Annotated in this window: 18 protein-coding genes and 1 pseudogene; 9 read left to right on the top strand and 10 right to left on the bottom strand. The window is 37.5% G+C overall.

All coding sequences use genetic code 11. The features are described 5' to 3' along the window. The first annotated feature begins 197 nt into the window (after window positions 1–197). Together M3166_RS15070 and M3166_RS15075 are read left to right on the top strand one after the other, a co-directional pair. Window positions 198–383, top strand: coding sequence for an SE1561 family protein (locus M3166_RS15070; protein WP_008405711.1), 186 nt, complete (start codon window positions 198–200; stop codon window positions 381–383). Window positions 384–637: 254 nt separating this feature from the next. Next, entirely contained in the window at window positions 638–2,176 is a 1,539-nt protein-coding gene (locus M3166_RS15075; RefSeq protein ID WP_251690685.1) for a fumarate hydratase, read from the top strand. A 403-nt stretch (window positions 2,177–2,579) separates the two neighbouring features. Here the strand turns inward: M3166_RS15075 and M3166_RS15080 are convergent, their stop codons facing one another. Next, a complete protein-coding gene (locus M3166_RS15080) occupies window positions 2,580–3,959 on the bottom strand; it encodes an L-cystine transporter (RefSeq protein WP_251690686.1) in 1,380 nt (459 codons plus the stop codon). Between the two features lie 215 nt (window positions 3,960–4,174). On the opposite strand from M3166_RS15080, the gene M3166_RS15085 reads away from it, so the two are divergent. Next, on the top strand, window positions 4,175–6,079 hold the full coding sequence (locus M3166_RS15085; RefSeq protein ID WP_251690687.1) for a heavy metal translocating P-type ATPase: 1,905 nt from the start codon (window positions 4,175–4,177) through the stop codon (window positions 6,077–6,079). Window positions 6,080–6,134: 55 nt separating this feature from the next. On the opposite strand, the gene M3166_RS15090 is transcribed toward M3166_RS15085, so the two are convergent. Both M3166_RS15090 and M3166_RS15095 read right to left on the bottom strand, forming a co-directional pair. Further along, window positions 6,135–7,481 carry a GntP family permease gene (locus M3166_RS15090; RefSeq protein WP_251690688.1) on the bottom strand — a complete coding sequence of 449 codons (1,347 nt, stop codon included), beginning with the start codon at window positions 7,479–7,481 and terminating at the stop codon, window positions 6,135–6,137. A gap of 15 nt (window positions 7,482–7,496) precedes the next feature. After that, window positions 7,497–8,615 (bottom strand): glycerate kinase, encoded by a 1,119-nt coding sequence (locus tag M3166_RS15095; RefSeq protein ID WP_251690689.1) that lies wholly within the window; start codon window positions 8,613–8,615, stop codon window positions 7,497–7,499. A 168-nt stretch (window positions 8,616–8,783) separates the two neighbouring features. Here M3166_RS15095 and M3166_RS15100 point away from each other — a divergent pair. Beyond that, a pseudogene (locus tag M3166_RS15100) lies at window positions 8,784–9,085 on the top strand (sugar diacid recognition domain-containing protein); the annotation flags it as partial. 36 nt (window positions 9,086–9,121) lie between these two features. Then, on the top strand, window positions 9,122–9,820 hold the full coding sequence (locus tag M3166_RS15105) for a PucR family transcriptional regulator (RefSeq protein WP_251690830.1): 699 nt from the start codon (window positions 9,122–9,124) through the stop codon (window positions 9,818–9,820). Between the two features lie 59 nt (window positions 9,821–9,879). Here M3166_RS15105 and M3166_RS15110 read toward each other — a convergent pair whose 3' ends face one another. Next, on the bottom strand, window positions 9,880–10,815 hold the full coding sequence (locus tag M3166_RS15110; protein WP_251690690.1) for a YihY/virulence factor BrkB family protein: 936 nt from the start codon (window positions 10,813–10,815) through the stop codon (window positions 9,880–9,882). Between the two features lie 54 nt (window positions 10,816–10,869). Further along, a complete protein-coding gene (locus tag M3166_RS15115; protein WP_251690691.1) occupies window positions 10,870–11,199 on the bottom strand; it encodes a YtxH domain-containing protein in 330 nt (109 codons plus the stop codon). Between the two features lie 184 nt (window positions 11,200–11,383). Here M3166_RS15115 and M3166_RS15120 point away from each other — a divergent pair, with 184 nt between their 5' ends. Then, complete coding sequence (locus M3166_RS15120; protein ID WP_008405695.1) at window positions 11,384–11,605, top strand: DUF1128 domain-containing protein; 222 nt, start codon at window positions 11,384–11,386, stop codon at window positions 11,603–11,605. Between the two features lie 85 nt (window positions 11,606–11,690). Here the strand turns inward: M3166_RS15120 and M3166_RS15125 are convergent, their stop codons facing one another. From M3166_RS15125 to motA, 4 genes are all read right to left on the bottom strand, one after another. Beyond that, complete coding sequence (locus M3166_RS15125) at window positions 11,691–12,599, bottom strand: pseudouridine-5'-phosphate glycosidase (protein ID WP_008405693.1); 909 nt, start codon at window positions 12,597–12,599, stop codon at window positions 11,691–11,693. Beyond that, the gene (locus M3166_RS15130; protein WP_251690692.1) at window positions 12,599–13,687 is read right to left on the bottom strand and encodes a carbohydrate kinase; all 1,089 of its coding nucleotides are present in this window, start codon (window positions 13,685–13,687) and stop codon (window positions 12,599–12,601) included. The genes M3166_RS15125 and M3166_RS15130 overlap by 1 nt, the downstream gene beginning before the upstream one ends. Window positions 13,688–13,859: 172 nt before the next feature. Beyond that, window positions 13,860–14,615: a flagellar motor protein MotB gene (gene motB, locus M3166_RS15135; protein ID WP_008405690.1), complete on the bottom strand. Its 756-nt coding sequence runs from the start codon at window positions 14,613–14,615 to the stop codon at window positions 13,860–13,862. Continuing rightward, entirely contained in the window at window positions 14,599–15,399 is an 801-nt protein-coding gene (gene motA, locus M3166_RS15140) for a flagellar motor stator protein MotA (RefSeq protein ID WP_251690693.1), read from the bottom strand. The genes motB and motA overlap by 17 nt, the downstream gene beginning before the upstream one ends. 192 nt (window positions 15,400–15,591) lie before the next feature. On the opposite strand from motA, the gene M3166_RS15145 reads away from it, so the two are divergent. The 3 genes from M3166_RS15145 (at window position 15,592) to M3166_RS15155 (ending at window position 17,926) form a co-directional block, all read left to right on the top strand. After that, complete coding sequence (locus tag M3166_RS15145) at window positions 15,592–16,827, top strand: aminopeptidase (protein WP_251690694.1); 1,236 nt, start codon at window positions 15,592–15,594, stop codon at window positions 16,825–16,827. 164 nt (window positions 16,828–16,991) lie between these two features. Next, entirely contained in the window at window positions 16,992–17,192 is a 201-nt protein-coding gene (locus M3166_RS15150) for a hypothetical protein (RefSeq protein WP_251690695.1), read from the top strand. Window positions 17,193–17,356: 164 nt separating this feature from the next. After that, on the top strand, window positions 17,357–17,926 hold the full coding sequence (locus tag M3166_RS15155) for a beta-class carbonic anhydrase (protein WP_251690696.1): 570 nt from the start codon (window positions 17,357–17,359) through the stop codon (window positions 17,924–17,926). 61 nt (window positions 17,927–17,987) lie between these two features. Here the strand turns inward: M3166_RS15155 and M3166_RS15160 are convergent, their stop codons facing one another. Beyond that, window positions 17,988–18,548 (bottom strand): GNAT family N-acetyltransferase, encoded by a 561-nt coding sequence (locus M3166_RS15160; protein ID WP_251690697.1) that lies wholly within the window; start codon window positions 18,546–18,548, stop codon window positions 17,988–17,990. Window positions 18,549–18,573: the final 25 nt, after the last annotated feature.

Consider the following 18,573-nt stretch of genomic DNA (forward strand, 5'->3'; position numbering starts at 1 on the left):
TTTATCATAACACTTCATTAATGTAAATATTCAAAATTAACAGAATGTTAAAATAATTAACAAGTACTATACAATTTCCTATTTTTTAAAGTTAATTTAATAGGTTAGTCCGATATATACTATAAGTTGTTGTTTAACTTTTAGAAAATAGCGTAGTATAATATGAATAAGTCAATACAAAAGGAGCATCATACATTATGAAGCCAATTACAAACAAAGAACAACAAGTAACATATTTAAAAGAACGCCTGGAAATTTTCCTTGAAGTGCTTGATGCAATCGATCCTGAAACGACGGAAATTGAAGATATTGATCGCTTAATTCAAATGATGGATGATTTAGAAGAAAAAATGGATCAATTCCAATCCCGCGAAGATAAATAGAAAATTCAGCAATACCTGTACACTGGGTATTGCTTTTTTCATTCTTTTGACTAGTTCTGCTATTATTCGCCGTTTTTTCATTTAATCTGACAAACATTCATGTAAGCGCTCTTTTTTTTCTACATTAAAAGAGTTATAATGTAAGATGGTTTATTAAGAAAGACATAACATTCATTTCTTCGTGAAAGTTTTGTTCTAACTTATATCAATTTTATTGATCAAAATACACATATTTTTCTGGGGGGAAAAATAAGATGGCATACTTAGAAACTTTAGAAAAAAGTCTTTATTCTTTAGTAACTGAAACATCTACTAACTTACCAAAAGACGTTCGTCGTGCTATTAAAGCTGCAAAAGAAGCAGAAAATGCTGGTACACGTGCAGCGATGTCTTTAGACACAATCACTACAAATATTGTAATGGCAGAAGATAATGTATCTCCAATTTGTCAAGATACGGGTCTACCAACATTTAAAGTATATACTCCGGTTGGCGTAAACCAAATCGAAATTAAAAAAGCAATCCACACTGCAATTGCTGCAGCTACTGGTGATGCTAAATTACGCCCGAATTCAGTTGATTCATTGACTGGTAAAAACTCTGGAACAAACATTGGTGCTGGCCTTCCAGTAGTGAAGTTTGAGCAATGGGAAAATGACTATATTACAGTGAAGCTTATTTTAAAAGGCGGCGGCTGTGAAAACAAAAATATCCAATATTCTTTACCTACAGAATTAGAAGGTTTAGGCCGCGCTGGTCGTGACTTAGACGGTATCCGTAAATGTATTTTACACTCTGTATGGCAAGCACAAGGACAAGGCTGTTCTGCTGGTTTCATCGGTGTTGGTATCGGTGGTGACCGCTCTTCAGGTTATGATCTTGCAAAAGAGCAATTATTCCGTCACGTTGATGACGTGAATCCAATCGAAGACTTAGCAAAACTAGAAAAGTATATTGTAGAAAAATCAAATACATTCGGTGTTGGTACAATGGGCTTCGGCGGTGAAGCGACATTACTAGGTTGTAAAATCGGCGTAATGGACCGTTTACCAGCTTCATTCTTCGTATCTGTAGCATACAACTGTTGGGCTTACCGTCGTATGGCAATCGATATCGATCCGGCGACTGGCGAAATCACAAACTGGCACTACCAAGAAGGTGAAAAAATCACTTTCCGTGATGAAGAAAAACAAGAAAACTCGGACAACAAAGTAGTTGAATTGGTTGCACCGATTACTGAAGAAAAAATTCGTTCACTTAAAGTTGGGGACGTAGTAAAAATTTCTGGCCGTATGTACACAGGTCGTGACGCAATCCACCACCACTTAATCGGTGAAGGTGTAGAAGCGCCAGTAGATTTAGATGGTCAAATTATTTACCACTGTGGTCCGGTAATGGCGAAAGACGAAGCAGGCAACTGGGTCGTAAAAGCTGCTGGTCCAACAACTTCAATTCGTGAGGAGCCATACCAAGGCGACATCATGAAAAAATTCGGTATCCGTGCTGTAATGGGTAAAGGCGGTATGGGACCAAAAACTCTTAAAGCTTTAGCAGAACACGGTGGCGTTTACTTAAATGCAATCGGTGGTGCAGCTCAGTACTACGCAGACTGCATTAAATCAGTTGACGGTGTAGACTTAATGGAATTCGGCATTCCAGAAGCAATGTGGCACTTAACTGTAAAAGATTTTACTGCAGTAGTAACGATGGACTCTCATGGTAACTCATTACATGCTGATGTAGAGAAATCTTCTTTAGATAAACTAGCATTGCATGCAGAGCGCGTATTCTAATAGTTATGAAAAACGACTTCTTCCTAAATGGTTGAAGTCGTTTTTTATTTCTGTATTTTAAATTACATATAATTCTAACTATTCCTTTTATCGGTATGCTATACTATTTTATTATATAAGGTATAGGTGGTGTTATATGCTCTATATTAAGATATTGATTAATGCATTATTTATAGCTGCCCAAATACACGTGAGTACTAAATATCAGTATAGACGCAGCTTTCTTGTTGCCCTTTCGTATACAATTTATGTGATTATTATTCTCCCTTACGTAACCCTCGAGTATATATACCTATATCTTTCATTAATGCTTTGGCTATTTTTCAGCGCAAGCTTTTTTATGCGGGATCGATTGTTTGGTTAAAAAAAGCAGCACAGAATTTGTCTGTGCTGCTTTTAAATATTATTGAACTAATTGTGTATCGGCTGGTTCATTGTAAACTGTTGTATCGAGCTCTTTTGTTGCACGGCTTGATACGACACCTGAAACCATTGACCCGCTTACATTAAGTGCTGTACGACCCATGTCGATTAAAGGTTCTACCGAAATTAAAACACCTGCTAACGCAATCGGTAAATCCATTGCAGATAAGACGATAATGGCTGCGAATGTCGCACCACCACCTACACCTGCCACACCAAATGAACTAATCGCCACAATTAAAATTAATGTTGCGATAAAGCCAGGTGTTAACGGATCAATACCTACTGTCGGTGCAATCATTACTGCCAACATTGCCGGATAAACACCCGCACAACCATTTTGCCCAATTGAAAGACCAAACGAGGCAGCAAAGTTGGCAATTCCATCAGGAACACCAAGACGCTTTGTCTGTGTTTGAATATTTAACGGTAATGCCCCTGCACTTGAACGTGAAGTAAATGCAAACAGCAGTACTTCAGCTGTTTTTTTCAAATAAGTTAATGGACTTAAACCTGTTAATGCCACAATGATTAAATGCAGAATGAACATAGCGATCAATGCAACATAAGAAGCTAGGATGAATTTACCTAAATCCATAATCGCCCCTAAATCACTCGTTGCAACGGTACGTGCCATAATGGCAGCTACACCATATGGAGTTAAACGTAAAATAATACGTACAACACCCATGATTAAACCGTAAAGTGCATCGACACCTTTTTTAACATTTGCCGCCGTTTCTTCTTCTTTTCGACGGAGTGTTAAATAACTAAATCCTAAAAATGCCGCGAATATTACAACCCCGATTGTTGATGTTGCACGAGATCCTGTTAAATCCGCAAATGGATTTGCAGGAAACATTGATAAAATCTGTTCAGGTAAAGGTGTCACTTCTGCCGAACGTTCAACCAATGATTCACCGCGTGCAATTTCAGCCTCACCTTGCATAATTTGAGATGCATCTAAGTCAAATAACACTGTTGATGCAATACCTAAACCAGCTGCAACGGCAGTTGTGCCGATTAATACTGATAAAATAACTGCTGCTGACTTACCTAAGTTTTTACCAAACGTTACTTTTGTAAATGCAGCTAATATCGAGATGAATACTAAAGGCATTGCAATCATCTGCAGTAACTTTACATAGCCGGTTCCGACGATGTTATACCATGGAACAGTTTCATTAATGGCATCTGCCCCTGCCCCATAGGCAAATTGTAAACCTACCCCAAGTAAAATACCTAATCCTAAGGCAATAAAAACACGATTTGAAAACTTAACATGCTTCGCTTTAAGGAAATATAAAAAAGCAATGACGATTAACAGCAAAGCAATATTAAGCAATACGTAGAAATTCAAAGTAAACTCCTCCAATTTAATAAATATACTCCATTATATTACTCTATAATCCTTATAAGTCAAGTTGGCATTATTTTTTTTAATTCTCTATTGTATGTTATTTACAAAATAAGTTACCTATATTATAATAATTCTAAATAAGAAATTATTATAATCTAATTGAAACCCATTATCAGTCCCTATTAATATTAATAATCATTATCAAGGAGGTATTTATGAATAATTCTAATCGAGAAAACTTATCATTAAATGAGAAAATCTTAGAACACAAAGAATTAATTGCTGCTTTAGTATCCGGCTTTATCATTTTGCTCGCGTGGCGAATGGAATCAACAGAGCAAACGACAGCTGCTGTAATAGCATATTTAACAGCATTTTTTATCGGTGGCTATGCAAAAGCAAAAGAAGGCATTGAAGATACTATTGAAGATAAGTCTTTAAATGTAGAAATTCTAATGATTATCGCTGCCATTGGTTCTGCCATTATCGGTTACTGGATGGAAGGTGCTATATTAATCTTTATATTTGCCTTAAGCGGCGCACTTGAAACATATGCAATGAATAAAAACAATCGTGAAATCTCTTCATTAATGGAACTGCAGCCAGAGGAAGCATGGCTTGTACGAGGCGGATTTGAACCGATTAAAGTTTCCGTAAAAGATTTGAAGGTAAACGATCATATATTAGTAAAACCAGGTGAACGTATTCCGGCAGATGGCGAAATTTATAAAGGTATTTCAACAGTTGATGAGGCAGCGATTACCGGTGAATCAATGCCGATTACTAAAAATGTAGGGAATGAAGTTTTTGCCGGTACAGTAAATTTAAACAGTGTGTTAACTGTAAAAGTAACGAAGCCTAGTTCCGAAACATTGTTCCAAAAAATCATTACACTTGTTCAATCTGCACAAAGCGAAAAATCACCTTCCCAACAGTTTATTGAACGCTTTGAAAGTGTGTATGTAAAAGCAGTATTATTGGCCGTAGCACTCATGATGTTTTTACCGCACTATTTATTAGACTGGGATTGGACGACAACTCTTTACCGCGCAATGGTATTACTTGTTGTTGCTTCTCCTTGTGCATTAGTTGCTTCTATTATGCCGGCTACCCTTTCAGCGATTTCCAATGGTGCGAGAAACGGGATACTTGTTAAAGGCGGTGTGCATTTAGAAAATTTAAGCTCGATCCGCGTATTGGCAGTAGATAAGACTGGTACATTAACACAAGGAACACCTGTTGTGACGGATTTTATTGTTCGTGATGATTTAGATAAACAGCAGACGTTAGCTTTAATAGCAGGGATTGAAGGACAGTCAAACCATCCCCTTGCACAGGCGATTAACGCATTTGCTAAAAAGGAGAATGTCAACACTCCGGATAGTATTACTATTGAAGATATTCCTGGTTACGGGATGAAAGCGCAATTTAATGAACAGTCCTATTTAATCGGAAAACCTGACTTTGTAGGAGCAAATTTGGCAAAGCAATTTGCTGGTGGAGCACTCGAACAATTAGCGAATGAAGGTAAAACAGTTGTCTTCCTGAAAGATCATCAAGGCATTGCAGCACTAATCGCCCTTAAAGATGTCGTTCGGGAAGAGGCAAAAAAAGCGGTAGCTGCACTGCAAGAGCTAGGTATTAATGTAGCTATGCTGACCGGCGACAATGAAACAACTGCAAAAGCGATTGCAAAAGAAGCTGGTGTTACGACTTATGTGGCGGAGTGCTTGCCGGAAACGAAGGTCGAGCATATTAAGCAATACGAAAAAACATCCGGCCATGTCGGCATGGTTGGCGATGGTATTAATGATGCCCCTGCCCTTGCTACAGCCTCCGTCGGTATTGCAATGGGCGGCGGTACAGATGTCGCACTAGAGACAGCGGATGTAATATTAATGAAAAACGACTTATCTAAAATTGCCCATGCCGTTAAGCTTTCGCGAAAGATGCAGCGTATCGTGAAACAGAACATTATTTTTTCATTAACGGTTATTGCACTGCTGATCATTTCGAACTTTTTCCAAGCAATCAGCCTTCCTCTAGGCGTTATTGGTCATGAAGGCAGTACGATTTTAGTAATTTTAAATGGATTACGTATGCTGAGTAAAAATGTTTAATCCAACAATAAAAAAGTGCATCCCCTTAGCAGGATGCACCTTTTTGCTTTCTCTATTAAACTAGTACAAACCATAAAGCCATTGTTACGATAATTGTTGTTAAACCCATCAGCAATGTTGCCATCGTTTGCGCTTTATAGGCATCCGTTACTTTCATTCCGCTGTATTGTGTAATTACCCAGAAGAAACTGTCGTTTACATGACTCACTGTCATAGCACCCGCACCAATTGCCATAACGACTAAAGCTAAAGGTACAGCCCCTTCGATTCCTAAAGTCGGGAGCATCGGTGCGATTAAAGAGGATGTAATAACTATTGCTGCAGTTGAAGAACCTTGCGCTGTTTTTAAAGCTGCAGCAATTAAAAAGGGAATTAATAAAAATAGTGCGCCTGTAGCTAAAACACCTAAATCCATTTCCTGCAGTTTATCACCGACGCCTGTATTTTTAATAACAGTACCAAATGCACCACCAGCCCCTGTTATTAGTAAAATTGGCGCTGCTTCTTTTAATGCTTCACCAATCCAGTTTGATAATGTTTCTTCACTCAGTTCAGGCAGTAGTAAAAATGCAGCAAATACCCCTAGGATGAGTGCTACTGTCGGTGAACCTAAGAATCTGAAGAAAGTATTAACTCCCGCTTCCGGATCACCTACTAATGCAGCAACCGAACCTGCCCCGATCAACACAATCGGCAACACAATCGGTAAGAATGATTTGAACGTAGAAGGCATTTTACCAAAAGACTTAATAATTTCATCGTAATCCAGTGCCGGTTCATCATCTGCCTCAACTCGAATTTTTGATGCCACTTTCGTTGCCCAAATATAGCCTACAATTGTCGCTGGAATAGCAACGATTAATCCCATTAAAATAATCGTACCTAAATAATCTGTCGCACCAATATTCCCTGCAGCCGCAATTGGTCCAGGAGTAGGCGGCACGAGTACGTGTGTTGCATATAAACCAGTAGCTAAAGCAACTGCCATTGAAGCAATTGTTACGCCTGCACGTTTAGCCAGCGCTTTCTTTAAACTCGTTAAAATAATATAGCCTGAATCGCAAAATACCGGAATGGATACAATGTAGCCAATGATCGACATTGCTAATTGCGGTCGTTTCGGTCCGATTACCCGCAATACGACTTCAGCCATACGATATGCAGCACCGGATTTTTCTAATATAATTCCAATAATTGTACCTGCTACGATGACGATACCGATACTCGTCATCAGTCCTCCAAAACCTATGTTAATACTCTCTACAACTGTTAGTAAAGGCATACCTGCTGCAATACCAACAAAGAATGAACTAATTAATAATGCAAGAAACGGATGCAGTTTTAGTTTTGCCGTTGCAAAGACAATGAACAACACACCAATCAGAATAATTAGAAACAACACTTCTTCCCCACTCCTTTATATTAGTCTTTTTATTAAATCCATAACCTTTTGATCCAGATAAAAGCTTGGATTATTCAATGATTGCTCCACTGAAATTTCCTCACTAACAATGCTTTCAACCTGATGAAAATAGGTTTTTAGCATATGAGAATTTTCGATCATTCCTGAAAGTAAAATGGTAGGAACACCTTGTTCTTTAGCCAGCTTAGCAACCCCTATTGGAGCTTTCCCAGAAAGTGTTTGTTCATCCGATTTCCCTTCACCTGTTATAACAAAATCCGCGTGTTCCAGATGATTTGAAAATTGCACTGCTTCCAGCACAATATCTACACCAGGCTTAAATTGGTGAGGAAAAAATGCCATAAATGCAGAGCCTATTCCGCCCGCTGCACCAGCTCCTGCACAATGACGGACTTTTACATTTTGCTGTGATTCAATTATAGAAATATAATGTTTTAAATTTTGATCAAATATATTAATATCATGCTGATTTACTCCTTTTTGCGGACCAAATACGGAAGTAGCCCCGTTTGCACCTATTAACGGATTATCTACATCACAGGCAATCATGAATGTGCTCTCAGAGATTCGTGAATCAAAACTAGACAAATCGATTTTCTCGAGTTCCTTAAATTGAAATACATCGTTTAAAATTTCCTTACCATTTTTCGCAATAAACTTCATTCCAAGTGCCCTTAGCATCCCTTGGCCACCGTCATTTGTAGCGCTTCCCCCGATACCGATAATAAAGTGACGGTAACCTGAATCCATTGCATGCTGTATTAATTGACCCGTTCCATATGTTGTCGCAAAACGGGGATTTTTTTCTTCTTCATTAATAAGAGTTAACCCTGAAGCTTGGGCCATCTCTATTACACAAGTTTTTCCGTCACCGAGTACTCCATATTTAGCTTCAATCAATTTTCCTAATGGATTTTGAACAGATGCTGTCAAATACTTACCTTTTGTTGCTTTGACTAGTGCATCAAGTGTTCCTTCACCGCCATCGGCAATCGGTAAACAAATTGTTTCAATCTTATTGTCCACCTTTTTAATTGCTTCCTTTATAACTGATGTAACCTCTCCGGAAGTCAATGATCCTTTAAAGGAATCCGGGCTTATAATAATCTTCATATGATTCCTCCCTCACGTGAATAAAGCGCTTACAAAGATTATAGTGTTAAAATTCTGAATTTAATTTATACTTGGTGTATAATTTTTTTTATAAATATTATTTTATTTTTGTACGAGGTGTATAAATTGTTAACATTAAGGATGGCAAACGAAATTGTAGAACAAACAATGTTACGGTTAAAGCGTAATGTAAATGTAATGAACATTGACGGTGTTATATTAGCTTCCGGTGATAAGGAGCGGGTGGAAATGTTTCATGAAGGTGCAAAATATGTGGCGGAAACAAAAAAACACTCATAATATCAGATGACAATATACATGAATTTCCCCAAACAAAGCATGGGATTAATTTACCGATCTTTTTTCAGGAAGAAATCGTTTGTATTATTGGAATTACCGGTGTGGTCGATGAGGAGCTGCTAAATATTTCTTCATTAGTTCAATTAACAGCAGAAGTATTAGTACATCAGGCTCTTATTGAATCTAAAAGTGAATGGCAGCGGAAAATGAGTGTTCATATTTTTGAAGAACTAATAAGTGGCACATCTATAAATCGTGTTATAAAAGAACGGATAAATAAACTGGCCATTCCCTTTCTTGCTCCATATTGCATCATATTATTAAAGGCAGAACAAAAGACTGGTTCCCACCGGACACTTATTCAATATATCGAGGACTTCTTTTATAACAAACCCGTCATTTTTGGACATTTTCAGTTGGACGAATATTTTATTTTAACGACAGAAATGGATCTGCCTACTCTAACTAAATTAGTGGAAGCTTTTAATACATATATAAAAAGCAAATTCAGTATAAAAATTGCTGTAGGTGAACATGTTGAAAATCTTGAACGGTTACCGCATTCCTATAAAACAGCGCAGTTAGCCTTAAAACATCATCATACCGTCTCGAAAGTAATCTACCATCAGGAAGTTGAAGTATTCACCTTATTTAATCCAGAGGTAGCCCATCACTACAGTATAAAAACATTGAACCAACTGGATGATAAATTAATTGCTACATTGCAATGCTTTTTTAATAATAATAAGTCAGCTTCAGCGACTGCCGACGAATTGGAAATACACCGACATACGTTAGCTTACCGGCTTTCTCAAATTAGAGAGCATACCCATTTAAATCCTACTGAGTTTCATGATGCATTAAAACTGCAAATCGCACTATGGCATCGTGAAGGTCAAAACTAAACCTATAAAAAAATGCCATTTCGATAAAAAGAAATGGCATTTTTCCGTATCTTTTCTACCTAAAAAACAGGTGATTTGGCTTGCTTTTTACTTTCCTTGGCAAGTTGCCTTTTTTGGAATGATGCATTAAGCAAGCCGCCTAATATGATGATCATTCCTGTGAAATATAGCCAAAGCATTAAAATAATGACCCCACCAATACTTCCGTATGTCGAACTGTAATTTCCGAAATTGTTAATATAAAATGAGAATCCGTAAGTTAATACAAGCCAGCCCAAAGTCGCAAACACAGCTCCTGGAATAACACTAAACATCGTTAATCGCGGATCGGTATTCGGAACGATCCAATACATGACTGATATTACGATAAAAATAAGTGCCGGTGGTGTAATCCAGCGAATGAAATTCCAAATACTCGCAAATGATTCCTCTACACCTAAATAGCCGAAAACGATATTACCGATCTGCTGACCAAAAACCGGGAATAACAGGGCTATTAAAATAACTGCTACTAACGCAATCGTAAAAACAAGTGACCATAAACGGTTTAAAAAACCTGCTCTACCTTCTACATCATAGGCACGGTTTAATGCTTTCATCAGTGCATCTACACCTCTTGAGGCAGACCAGAGCGTACCAATAATACCGATTGAAAGCAAACCACCGTTTTGATTGTTCAAAACATCAGTTAGTGTAGTTTCAATCAGTCCATATACTTCTTCAGGCATAACATCACTTAAAAAATCGAATATTTGCCCTTGTTCCAAATTTAAATACGGTAAAAGCGTTACCATAAAAATAAGCATAGGGAAAAATGATAACAGGAAAAAATAGGCCAACTGTGCTCCCATGCCTGACATGTCCACATTTTTAATTCGATAAATTAAGTCTTGGATGAACCCTTTCGTAGTTAATATATTTATTTGGCTGCGCTCCGGTGAAAAATATGATTTAACAAGAGAAATCTTTTCTTTTAGTTCTTCCTTTTCTTCCATGCTGCCACCACCTGTTCACATTATGTTGATTCAGTGGATATCATGGACATCCGGTTACCCGATTTGATCATCCTTTTTCGAGAAAGCCTGAATCGTTTCTGAAACCATACTTTGAATTGTAGCAGGTAACTCCTTAATATCATTTTGATTTTGCATAATTGATTGGACACCATTATTTACTGTCCCATACAAAGATTGCGCTTGTTCCATTTTTGTTTCTACCAATCCTATTAATTCATCCCGATTTTCAGCATAGTATGCTACTGTATCTTTTGCTTTCTTTGCTGTTTCAACAGTATGATCTCGAGTTTGTTTATCCATCATACTAATTGCTGCACCAGTTACTGCTCCAATTGCTATAAAAGGCAATAGTTTACTTTTCATTATTTTTTCTCCTCCTATATATGCTTTCGTATTCCCTTAATAATTTTTCATAAAACTTATCTATTTGTATTTTAACGAATGTTCGATATTATTAAAAGTATTCAGTAAACTTTAACCTGTTGACAAGATGATGGTTGCATGAAATGATATTTTTGTAAACATTGAAAGGTAGGGCACACAAATTATGGACTTATCAAATCCGTCGCAGCAAAATGTCATCTATATGATCGAGCAAATTAAAGAAAAACTTCGTATGGTAAATGTTGATGCTATGCAGTCTTCTGCATTTGATGAAGAAAAATACGAAGACCTGCAATATTTATATGAAATGGTTATGAAACGCGATTCATTTAGCCCAAGTGAAATGAATGCCATCGTAGCTGAACTAGGCGCCCTTCGTAAATAATATCAAATGTGTAATGTGAAAAAGAAGCTCATCGATTAATTCGACAAGCTTCTTTTTTTATTCCCTATTCCCCAGGAAATATTAATTATTTATTTAATTCGACAGCGATTTTTGCACCTACACGGGCATTATGTTTAACAAGGGCAATATTGGCATCCAGTGATTTACCTTCTGTCAGCTCTTTCACTTTACCTAATAAGAATGGCGTTACATTTTTGCCTGCGATGCCTTGTTCTTTCGCTTCATTTAATGCATTGTCAATAATTCCGTCAATAACACTTGATTCCATAGCGTCTTCTACTGGGATCGGATTAGCGATTAATGCACCGCCACGTAAACCTAAATCCCACTTAGCACGTAGAATTGCAGCAGTTTCTTCTGCAGAATCAACGCGGATATTTACATCGAATTCACTTTCACGTGCATAGAATGCAGGCAATTTATCTGTTCCGTAACCAATTACCGGTACACCTTTAGTTTCAAGGTATTCCAATGTTAAGCCGATGTCTAAAATTGATTTGGCACCTGCACATACTACAGCCACATTTGTCATTGCCAGCTCTTCCAAGTCTGCAGAAATATCCATTGTAGTTTCAGCGCCACGGTGAACCCCACCAATACCGCCTGTTACGAATAATTCGATACCAGCAAGCTCAGCACAGATCATTGTTGCCGCTACAGTAGTTGCACCGATTTTCTTTGTTGCAAGTAAATAGCCAATATCACGACGGCTTGTTTTTGCTACACCTTGAGCATTACCGAACATTTCTAATTCTTCATCAGATAAACCGATTTTAATTTTCCCATCGATTAATGCGATTGTTGCCGGAACCGCACCGCCATCACGAATAATTTGTTCCACTTCACGAGCTGTTTGTACATTTTGAGGATATGGCATACCGTGTGAAATAATTGTTGATTCCAACGCTACGATTGGTAAGCCTTTCTCTTTAGCTTCTAATACCTCTTGTGAATATGATAAATATTGTTTCATTATAAATTCCTCCATTCAAGTAAGTTATCTTTTGTTAAATCTTCACGTACTGTTTTATCCGATTGTAATGTTTTCGATGCATTTACCAACCCGAGCTGGATTGCTTCTTCAAGCTCTTCATCGTTTAATACACCATGTAAAAATGCACTGACAAAAGCATCTCCGGCACCTGTAACATCTACTATATTTCTAGTTGCAATGGCTTTGTAGTGTACTATATTACCTTCGTTCCCCACCATTACTCCATGTTCGCCAAGAGTGAGCACAACATGCTCCGCTCCTTTTTGCAACAACATGTTAACAGCCTTTTCATATTGGCTATATGTTTCCAGCTTCACATTTAAATAGCTTTCCGCTTCATCTCGATTACAAATAAAGTAACGGATACCGTGCAGATCATGCGACATATTTTTCATCTTAGGTGAAGAAACAGGGATAACCGCCAATGCGATATTACGCTCTATTGCGAAATTCCTAATATATTCTACTGTTTCTAATGGGCTGTTTAAGTCAATGACAATACAGCTGGCATTTTGTAATATTGCTTCGTGCTTTTTTAAAACACTCGGCAACAACTGATCATAAATCGCCATATTTGCCATCGATATTACCAGTTCGCCCATATTATCAAGTACTGCTGTATAAGAACCTGTATTATAATCGTTTAATTTCTCTACTAAATCCACATTCATCATACTCTTACAATTTTGTTCAATAAATGCACTATCATGATCTTCACCCATTACAGTAATTAAGGAAACACGGTTGCCTAACCGCCCTAAGTTTTCAGCGATATTGCGGGCAACACCGCCTACCGTTTCTGTAACAGAAGCAGGATTGGAAGTCCCTAATTGGACATTTTGCTCAATAGTGAATTTACGATCGATATTGGCACCACCAATTGCAATGATTTGATTTTTCTCTGGCAAAACATACGCACGTCCTAAAATTTCCCCTCTTTTTATAAGCGATGAAATCATATTAGCAAGCGCTGGTCTGGACATTCCCAGTTGTTCTGCCATTTCCTGTTGTGATAAGTAGGGATTCTTCTTTATTAATTGGAAAATCAATTTTTCCTTTTCATTCAACTTTATCACCTCTAATCAAACATTTGTTTATAATTATAAACTTTTGTTTACTAAATGTCAAATTAATATTAAATTTTTCGTCTTGCGTAGTATGGAAGTACTTTCTTCTTTTATGAGCTGTGACATAATAAAAAAGCTGTTCAGAAGGTTTCCCTTCCAAACAGCTTTCTTGCTATTCTACTATTACATCGCCATTTTCTGCTATACGTGGCTGTACGAGCACTTCAACACGGCGGTTTTTGGCTCTGCCTTCTTGAGTATCATTCGTAGCTATCGGCTGGAATTCTCCGAAACCTTTTACACTGAAGTATTTGGAATCAAGTTGTTCATTTCCCGAAACGATTTCTTTCATGAAGTTTACTGCACGCATTACAGACAGATCCCAGTTGGAATCAAATTCAGGTGTCTTAATCGGTACATTATCTGTATGACCAGTGATGACAATATTACGCGGTGGATCAAACATTAATAATTGAGCAAGCTCGTCAGCAATTGTTGCATATTCCGCTTTCACATCTGCTCGTCCCATATCGAATAAAATACTGTCCCGAATGGTAATTAATAATCCCTCTTCTGTCATTTTCGTTTCAAACTGGTCTTCCAGCTCATTAATCGCAATAAACTCGTCCACACGGTTTTGCGTTTCATGTAGGCGTTGCTGATCTTCCATATATTTAGAGATACCTGTTGGTGTAGAGTTATCCGGTGTTTGTATGATAGATGAGTTGTCCATTACACCTGTGCCACCGGTAAAAATATTATTAAATACTGCAGACATTTGCTCCAATTTTTTCTCATCCACTGAGCTTGATGCAAATAGTACAATAAATAATGCTAATAATAACGTTAATATATCTGCATAAGGTACTAACCAGGACTCGTCAATATGCTCCTCATGCTTTTTATGTCTTTTACGCTTCTTTGCCAAGGCCACCCGCCCCGCTTTCGGTAATTTGCTTACGTTCTTCCATCGTTAAGTATGAAGCCAGCTTCTGCTCGATTACACGAGGCGCTTCACCTTCAAGTACGGATAAAATCCCTTCAATCATCATTAGCTTTTGCTTAACTTCTACAGCAGATTTGCGTTTTAGCTTGTTGGCAAATGGATGCCATAAAACGTAACCAGTGAAGATACCCAATAACGTTGCAACAAAGGCCGCTGAGATGGCATGTCCTAATTTATCAATATCGGTCATGTCCTTTAATGCGGCAATAAGACCTACTACAGCACCTAATACCCCAAGTGTCGGTGCATATGTACCTGCTTGCGAGAAAATGCCTGCACCACTTGCATGGCGATCTTCCAGCGCTTCAACTTCCTCTGTTAATACATCGCGAATATAGTCTGCGTTTTGACCATCAATCGCTAATGTTAAACCATTTTTTAAAAACGGATCTTCAATTTCGGCTGCTTTGCTTTCTAATGCCAATAGTCCTTCACGACGAGCCAAATCTGCCCATTGTGAAAACATTTTAATCAAGTCGATATCACTTGCGAGTTTTGTTTCTGAAAATAAAATTTTAAAAAGCTTTGGAACCCTTTTTAGTTCCTTCATCGGGAAAGCGATTGTAACTGCAGCAATCGTACCGAAAATAATAATTAAAATCGCAGCAGGGTTTATTAACACTTCCGGTGTAACGCCTTTTAAGAACATCCCGACTAACAGGGCGATAAAGGCGATGATAACCCCAACAACTGATGATATATCCATATATAGTACCTCCAAATTACGATGTCTTTTCTTTATTTCGGTATATTTAAATTTTTATTAACTTCCTTTACACTAGTTATAAGAAGATTTTTTTGTTTTTGACACATTATTGTTCTTTTCTAAGCTTGAATATGACTATTAATGCGTTGGGAATTAACTAATTTTTAAGATAATTATTGGAGGAATGAATCAATGAATTCTATGTTCGAAGCAAATTTGACGAAATACGCAGAACTGGCAGTAAAAATCGGGGTTAATATTCAACCAAATCAATATTTGTATATTGCAGCTTCTATCGAATCGGCACCTTTTGTACAAGTAGTGACAAAAATCGCTTATGAAGTTGGCGCTAAACAAGTTTTTGTAGATTATACAGATGATCAAATTACACGTACTCGTTATGAGTTGGCATCTGAAGATTCTTTCGATTTCTTCCCGCCATGGAAAGTACAGGAGCGTGAATGGCTTGCTGAAGAAGGAGCGGCATTTATGAGCATCGTATCTCAAAGTCCGGATTTACTGTCGGGGATTGATTCAAAACGAATTGCAGCATTCCAGAAGGCTTCAGGCACTGCATTAAACAAGTACCGTCAATATGTTCAGTCGGATAAAATTAGCTGGACTGTTATTGCAGCTCCATCAAAACAATGGGCTCGCAAAGTATTCCCGGATTTACCGGAAGAAAAGCAGGTAGATGCATTATGGGATGCCATCTTTAAAGCGACACGTGCGGATTTGGATAACCCGGTAGAAGCTTGGGCACAGCATAATGACAACTTGCATGAAAAAGTTGATTACTTAAACAATAAAAATTATGCGAAATTGCATTATACAGCACCTGGGACGGACTTGACGATCGAGCTTCCTAAAGGACATTTATGGTGTGGAGCAGGCAGCGTCAATGAAAAAGGCGAAGAGTTCATGGCAAATATGCCGACTGAAGAAGTTTTCACAGTACCGCATAAAGATGGTGTAAACGGGTATGTATCTAGTACAAAACCATTAAGCTATGGCGGTAATATTATCGATAACTTCACACTCACATTTGAAAATGGGCGCATTGTTAAAGTAGAGGCCGAGCAAGGTGAAGAAGTGTTAAAAAATCTAGTTGCTACAGATGAGGGCTCACATTATTTAGGGGAAGTGGCACTTGTTCCATTCCATTCTCCAATTTCACAGTCGAATATTTTATTTTACAATACATTATTCGATGAAAATGCATCAAACCATTTGGCAATCGGCAGCGCCTATGCATTTTGTATCGAAGGCGGAAAGTCAATGTCTCGTGATGAGTTAAAAGCTAACGGTTTAAACGAAAGTATTACACATGTCGACTTCATGATCGGCTCTGAACAGATGAATATTGACGGAATTACAGCAGATGGACAAGCTGAAGCCGTTTTCCGTAATGGGAATTGGGCATTTTAACAGCTGTATTGCATCCTTCTTTTACAGATAAATAAAATTTCAAGATGTCGCCATATTTACATTTTTTTCTACATTAACTAACTAAATTACCCTACAATGTTCCAATTTATTAGGTTATAATTGGTTAATGATTGTTATCACTAAAATAGAGAGGAGTTTTTATAATGTTTGATCACCATTATCCGTTCTTATCTGACTTTTATACGATAGTGTTAGGATTTACGGTAATACTTCTTGTATTCTTATTTATGTTTATTATGTACTTACGTATTGGTTTACAATCACACGACTCTGTTATAGTAGATTCAAAGGCAAACGCATTTGCGCCAAACGAAAAATCATTGGATGGCCACCATCATCATTAAAGTTTTTTACAACCACTCATAGGGTGGTTGTTTTTTGTGGGTAGCGGATTTTTGCTATACTTCTCTCTATTTAGTAGAAATTTAACTTTATTAATGCGCATTTGTTTGAATTATCTAAAAAATATTTTAAAATATAATAGAATCGAAAGGGGTTTGAAAAACAAATGTCTGCATTACAAACAATTTTAGAGTTTAACGGAAAATTCGTAGATGAAAAACAATATGAGCAGTATGCTACAACAAAATATCCTGATAAAAAAATTGTTGTTTTAACTTGTATGGATACACGTTTAGTTGAATTACTACCAAAAGCAATGAATTTGCGCAATGGGGATGTAAAAGTTGTAAAAAGTGCAGGGGCAATCGTAAATCACCCGTTCGGAGGGATTATGCGTAGCTTACTTGTAGCAGTTTATGAATTACAGGCGGATGAAGTCTATATTATCGGCCACTACGACTGCGGGATGAGTGCAGTTGATCCGAACGTAATGATCGGTCATATGCTTGAACGAGGGGTTAAACAGGAAACGATTGATGTCATCAATTACGCTCGATTTGATTTAAAAGAATGGTTATGCGGTTTTGGGGATGTTGAAACAAGTGTATTAAAAAGTGTTGATTTAGTTAGAACACATCCACTAATGCCAAAAGGTGTTCCTGTACATGGTCTTATTATCGACCCTGCAACAGGAAAGCTGGATTTAGTAACGGACGGCACAGTTGACCAAAAATAAAATTTAAATAATAAGCGACAGTGCCCTTCAATTAACTACTGGAGTGAGCACTGTCGCTTTTTTATATTGTCGTCCCTTTATGTTCCCGCTGCAAAATGGCGTACATATAATGGTCGACCCATTTGCCGTTTATATACAAAAGCTCTCGCAATAATCCTTCTCTTGTAAAACCCGATTTTTCCAATACACGAATCGAAGCTGAATTTTGTGGTGCAACATATGCCTCTATTCGGTGAAGATTTAATGTAATAAAAGCGAATTCCATTACTATACGTACCGCTTCTGTAACAATTCCTTTACCTGTGAAATTCTCATCCATTGAATAGCCGATAAAACCACTTGAATAAGGTAAACGTTTAATTGAGTAGAGTGAAATATGTCCGATTAATTGACCTGTTGCATTGTAAAAAATCCCGAAAGAAAATTCACGGTTTGTTTGCAGCAAATGTATGCTTTCCAAAATTTTATTATACTGTACTTGTTCCGTATAAAATTCATCTCGATGTAATGGTTCAAATTCGGACCAATACATTTTATTGTCTCTTAGTAATTTTGCCAACCCTTTCGCATCGGACGGGGTGAATGTGCGAAGCGAACATTGTTGCCCAATAAGTTGAACCATTGGACCCTCCTTCTTGTGAAATAGC

Origin of the sequence: Solibacillus isronensis (genome assembly GCF_023715405.1) — a bacterium.
In the GTDB taxonomy this organism is placed as follows: Bacteria; Bacillota; Bacilli; order Bacillales_A; family Planococcaceae; genus Solibacillus; species Solibacillus isronensis_B.

Bases quoted from the DNA above. Each gene is read 5' to 3' on its own strand.
- M3166_RS15070 (WP_008405711.1), top strand. From the start codon at position 198: ATGAAGCCAATTACAAACAAAGAACAACAAGTAACATATTTAAAAGAA.
- M3166_RS15075 (WP_251690685.1), top strand. From the start codon at position 638: ATGGCATACTTAGAAACTTTAGAAAAAAGTCTTTATTCTTTAGTAACT.
- M3166_RS15085 (WP_251690687.1), top strand. From the start codon at position 4,175: ATGAATAATTCTAATCGAGAAAACTTATCATTAAATGAGAAAATCTTA.
- M3166_RS15095 (WP_251690689.1), bottom strand. From the start codon at position 8,615: ATGAAGATTATTATAAGCCCGGATTCCTTTAAAGGATCATTGACTTCC.
- M3166_RS15105 (WP_251690830.1), top strand. From the start codon at position 9,122: ATGAGTGTTCATATTTTTGAAGAACTAATAAGTGGCACATCTATAAAT.
- M3166_RS15110 (WP_251690690.1), bottom strand. From the start codon at position 10,815: ATGGAAGAAAAGGAAGAACTAAAAGAAAAGATTTCTCTTGTTAAATCA.
- M3166_RS15115 (WP_251690691.1), bottom strand. From the start codon at position 11,199: ATGAAAAGTAAACTATTGCCTTTTATAGCAATTGGAGCAGTAACTGGT.
- M3166_RS15120 (WP_008405695.1), top strand. From the start codon at position 11,384: ATGGACTTATCAAATCCGTCGCAGCAAAATGTCATCTATATGATCGAG.
- M3166_RS15125 (WP_008405693.1), bottom strand. From the start codon at position 12,599: ATGAAACAATATTTATCATATTCACAAGAGGTATTAGAAGCTAAAGAG.
- motA (WP_251690693.1), bottom strand. From the start codon at position 15,399: ATGGATATATCATCAGTTGTTGGGGTTATCATCGCCTTTATCGCCCTG.
- M3166_RS15145 (WP_251690694.1), top strand. From the start codon at position 15,592: ATGAATTCTATGTTCGAAGCAAATTTGACGAAATACGCAGAACTGGCA.
- M3166_RS15150 (WP_251690695.1), top strand. From the start codon at position 16,992: ATGTTTGATCACCATTATCCGTTCTTATCTGACTTTTATACGATAGTG.
- M3166_RS15155 (WP_251690696.1), top strand. From the start codon at position 17,357: ATGTCTGCATTACAAACAATTTTAGAGTTTAACGGAAAATTCGTAGAT.
- M3166_RS15160 (WP_251690697.1), bottom strand. From the start codon at position 18,548: ATGGTTCAACTTATTGGGCAACAATGTTCGCTTCGCACATTCACCCCG.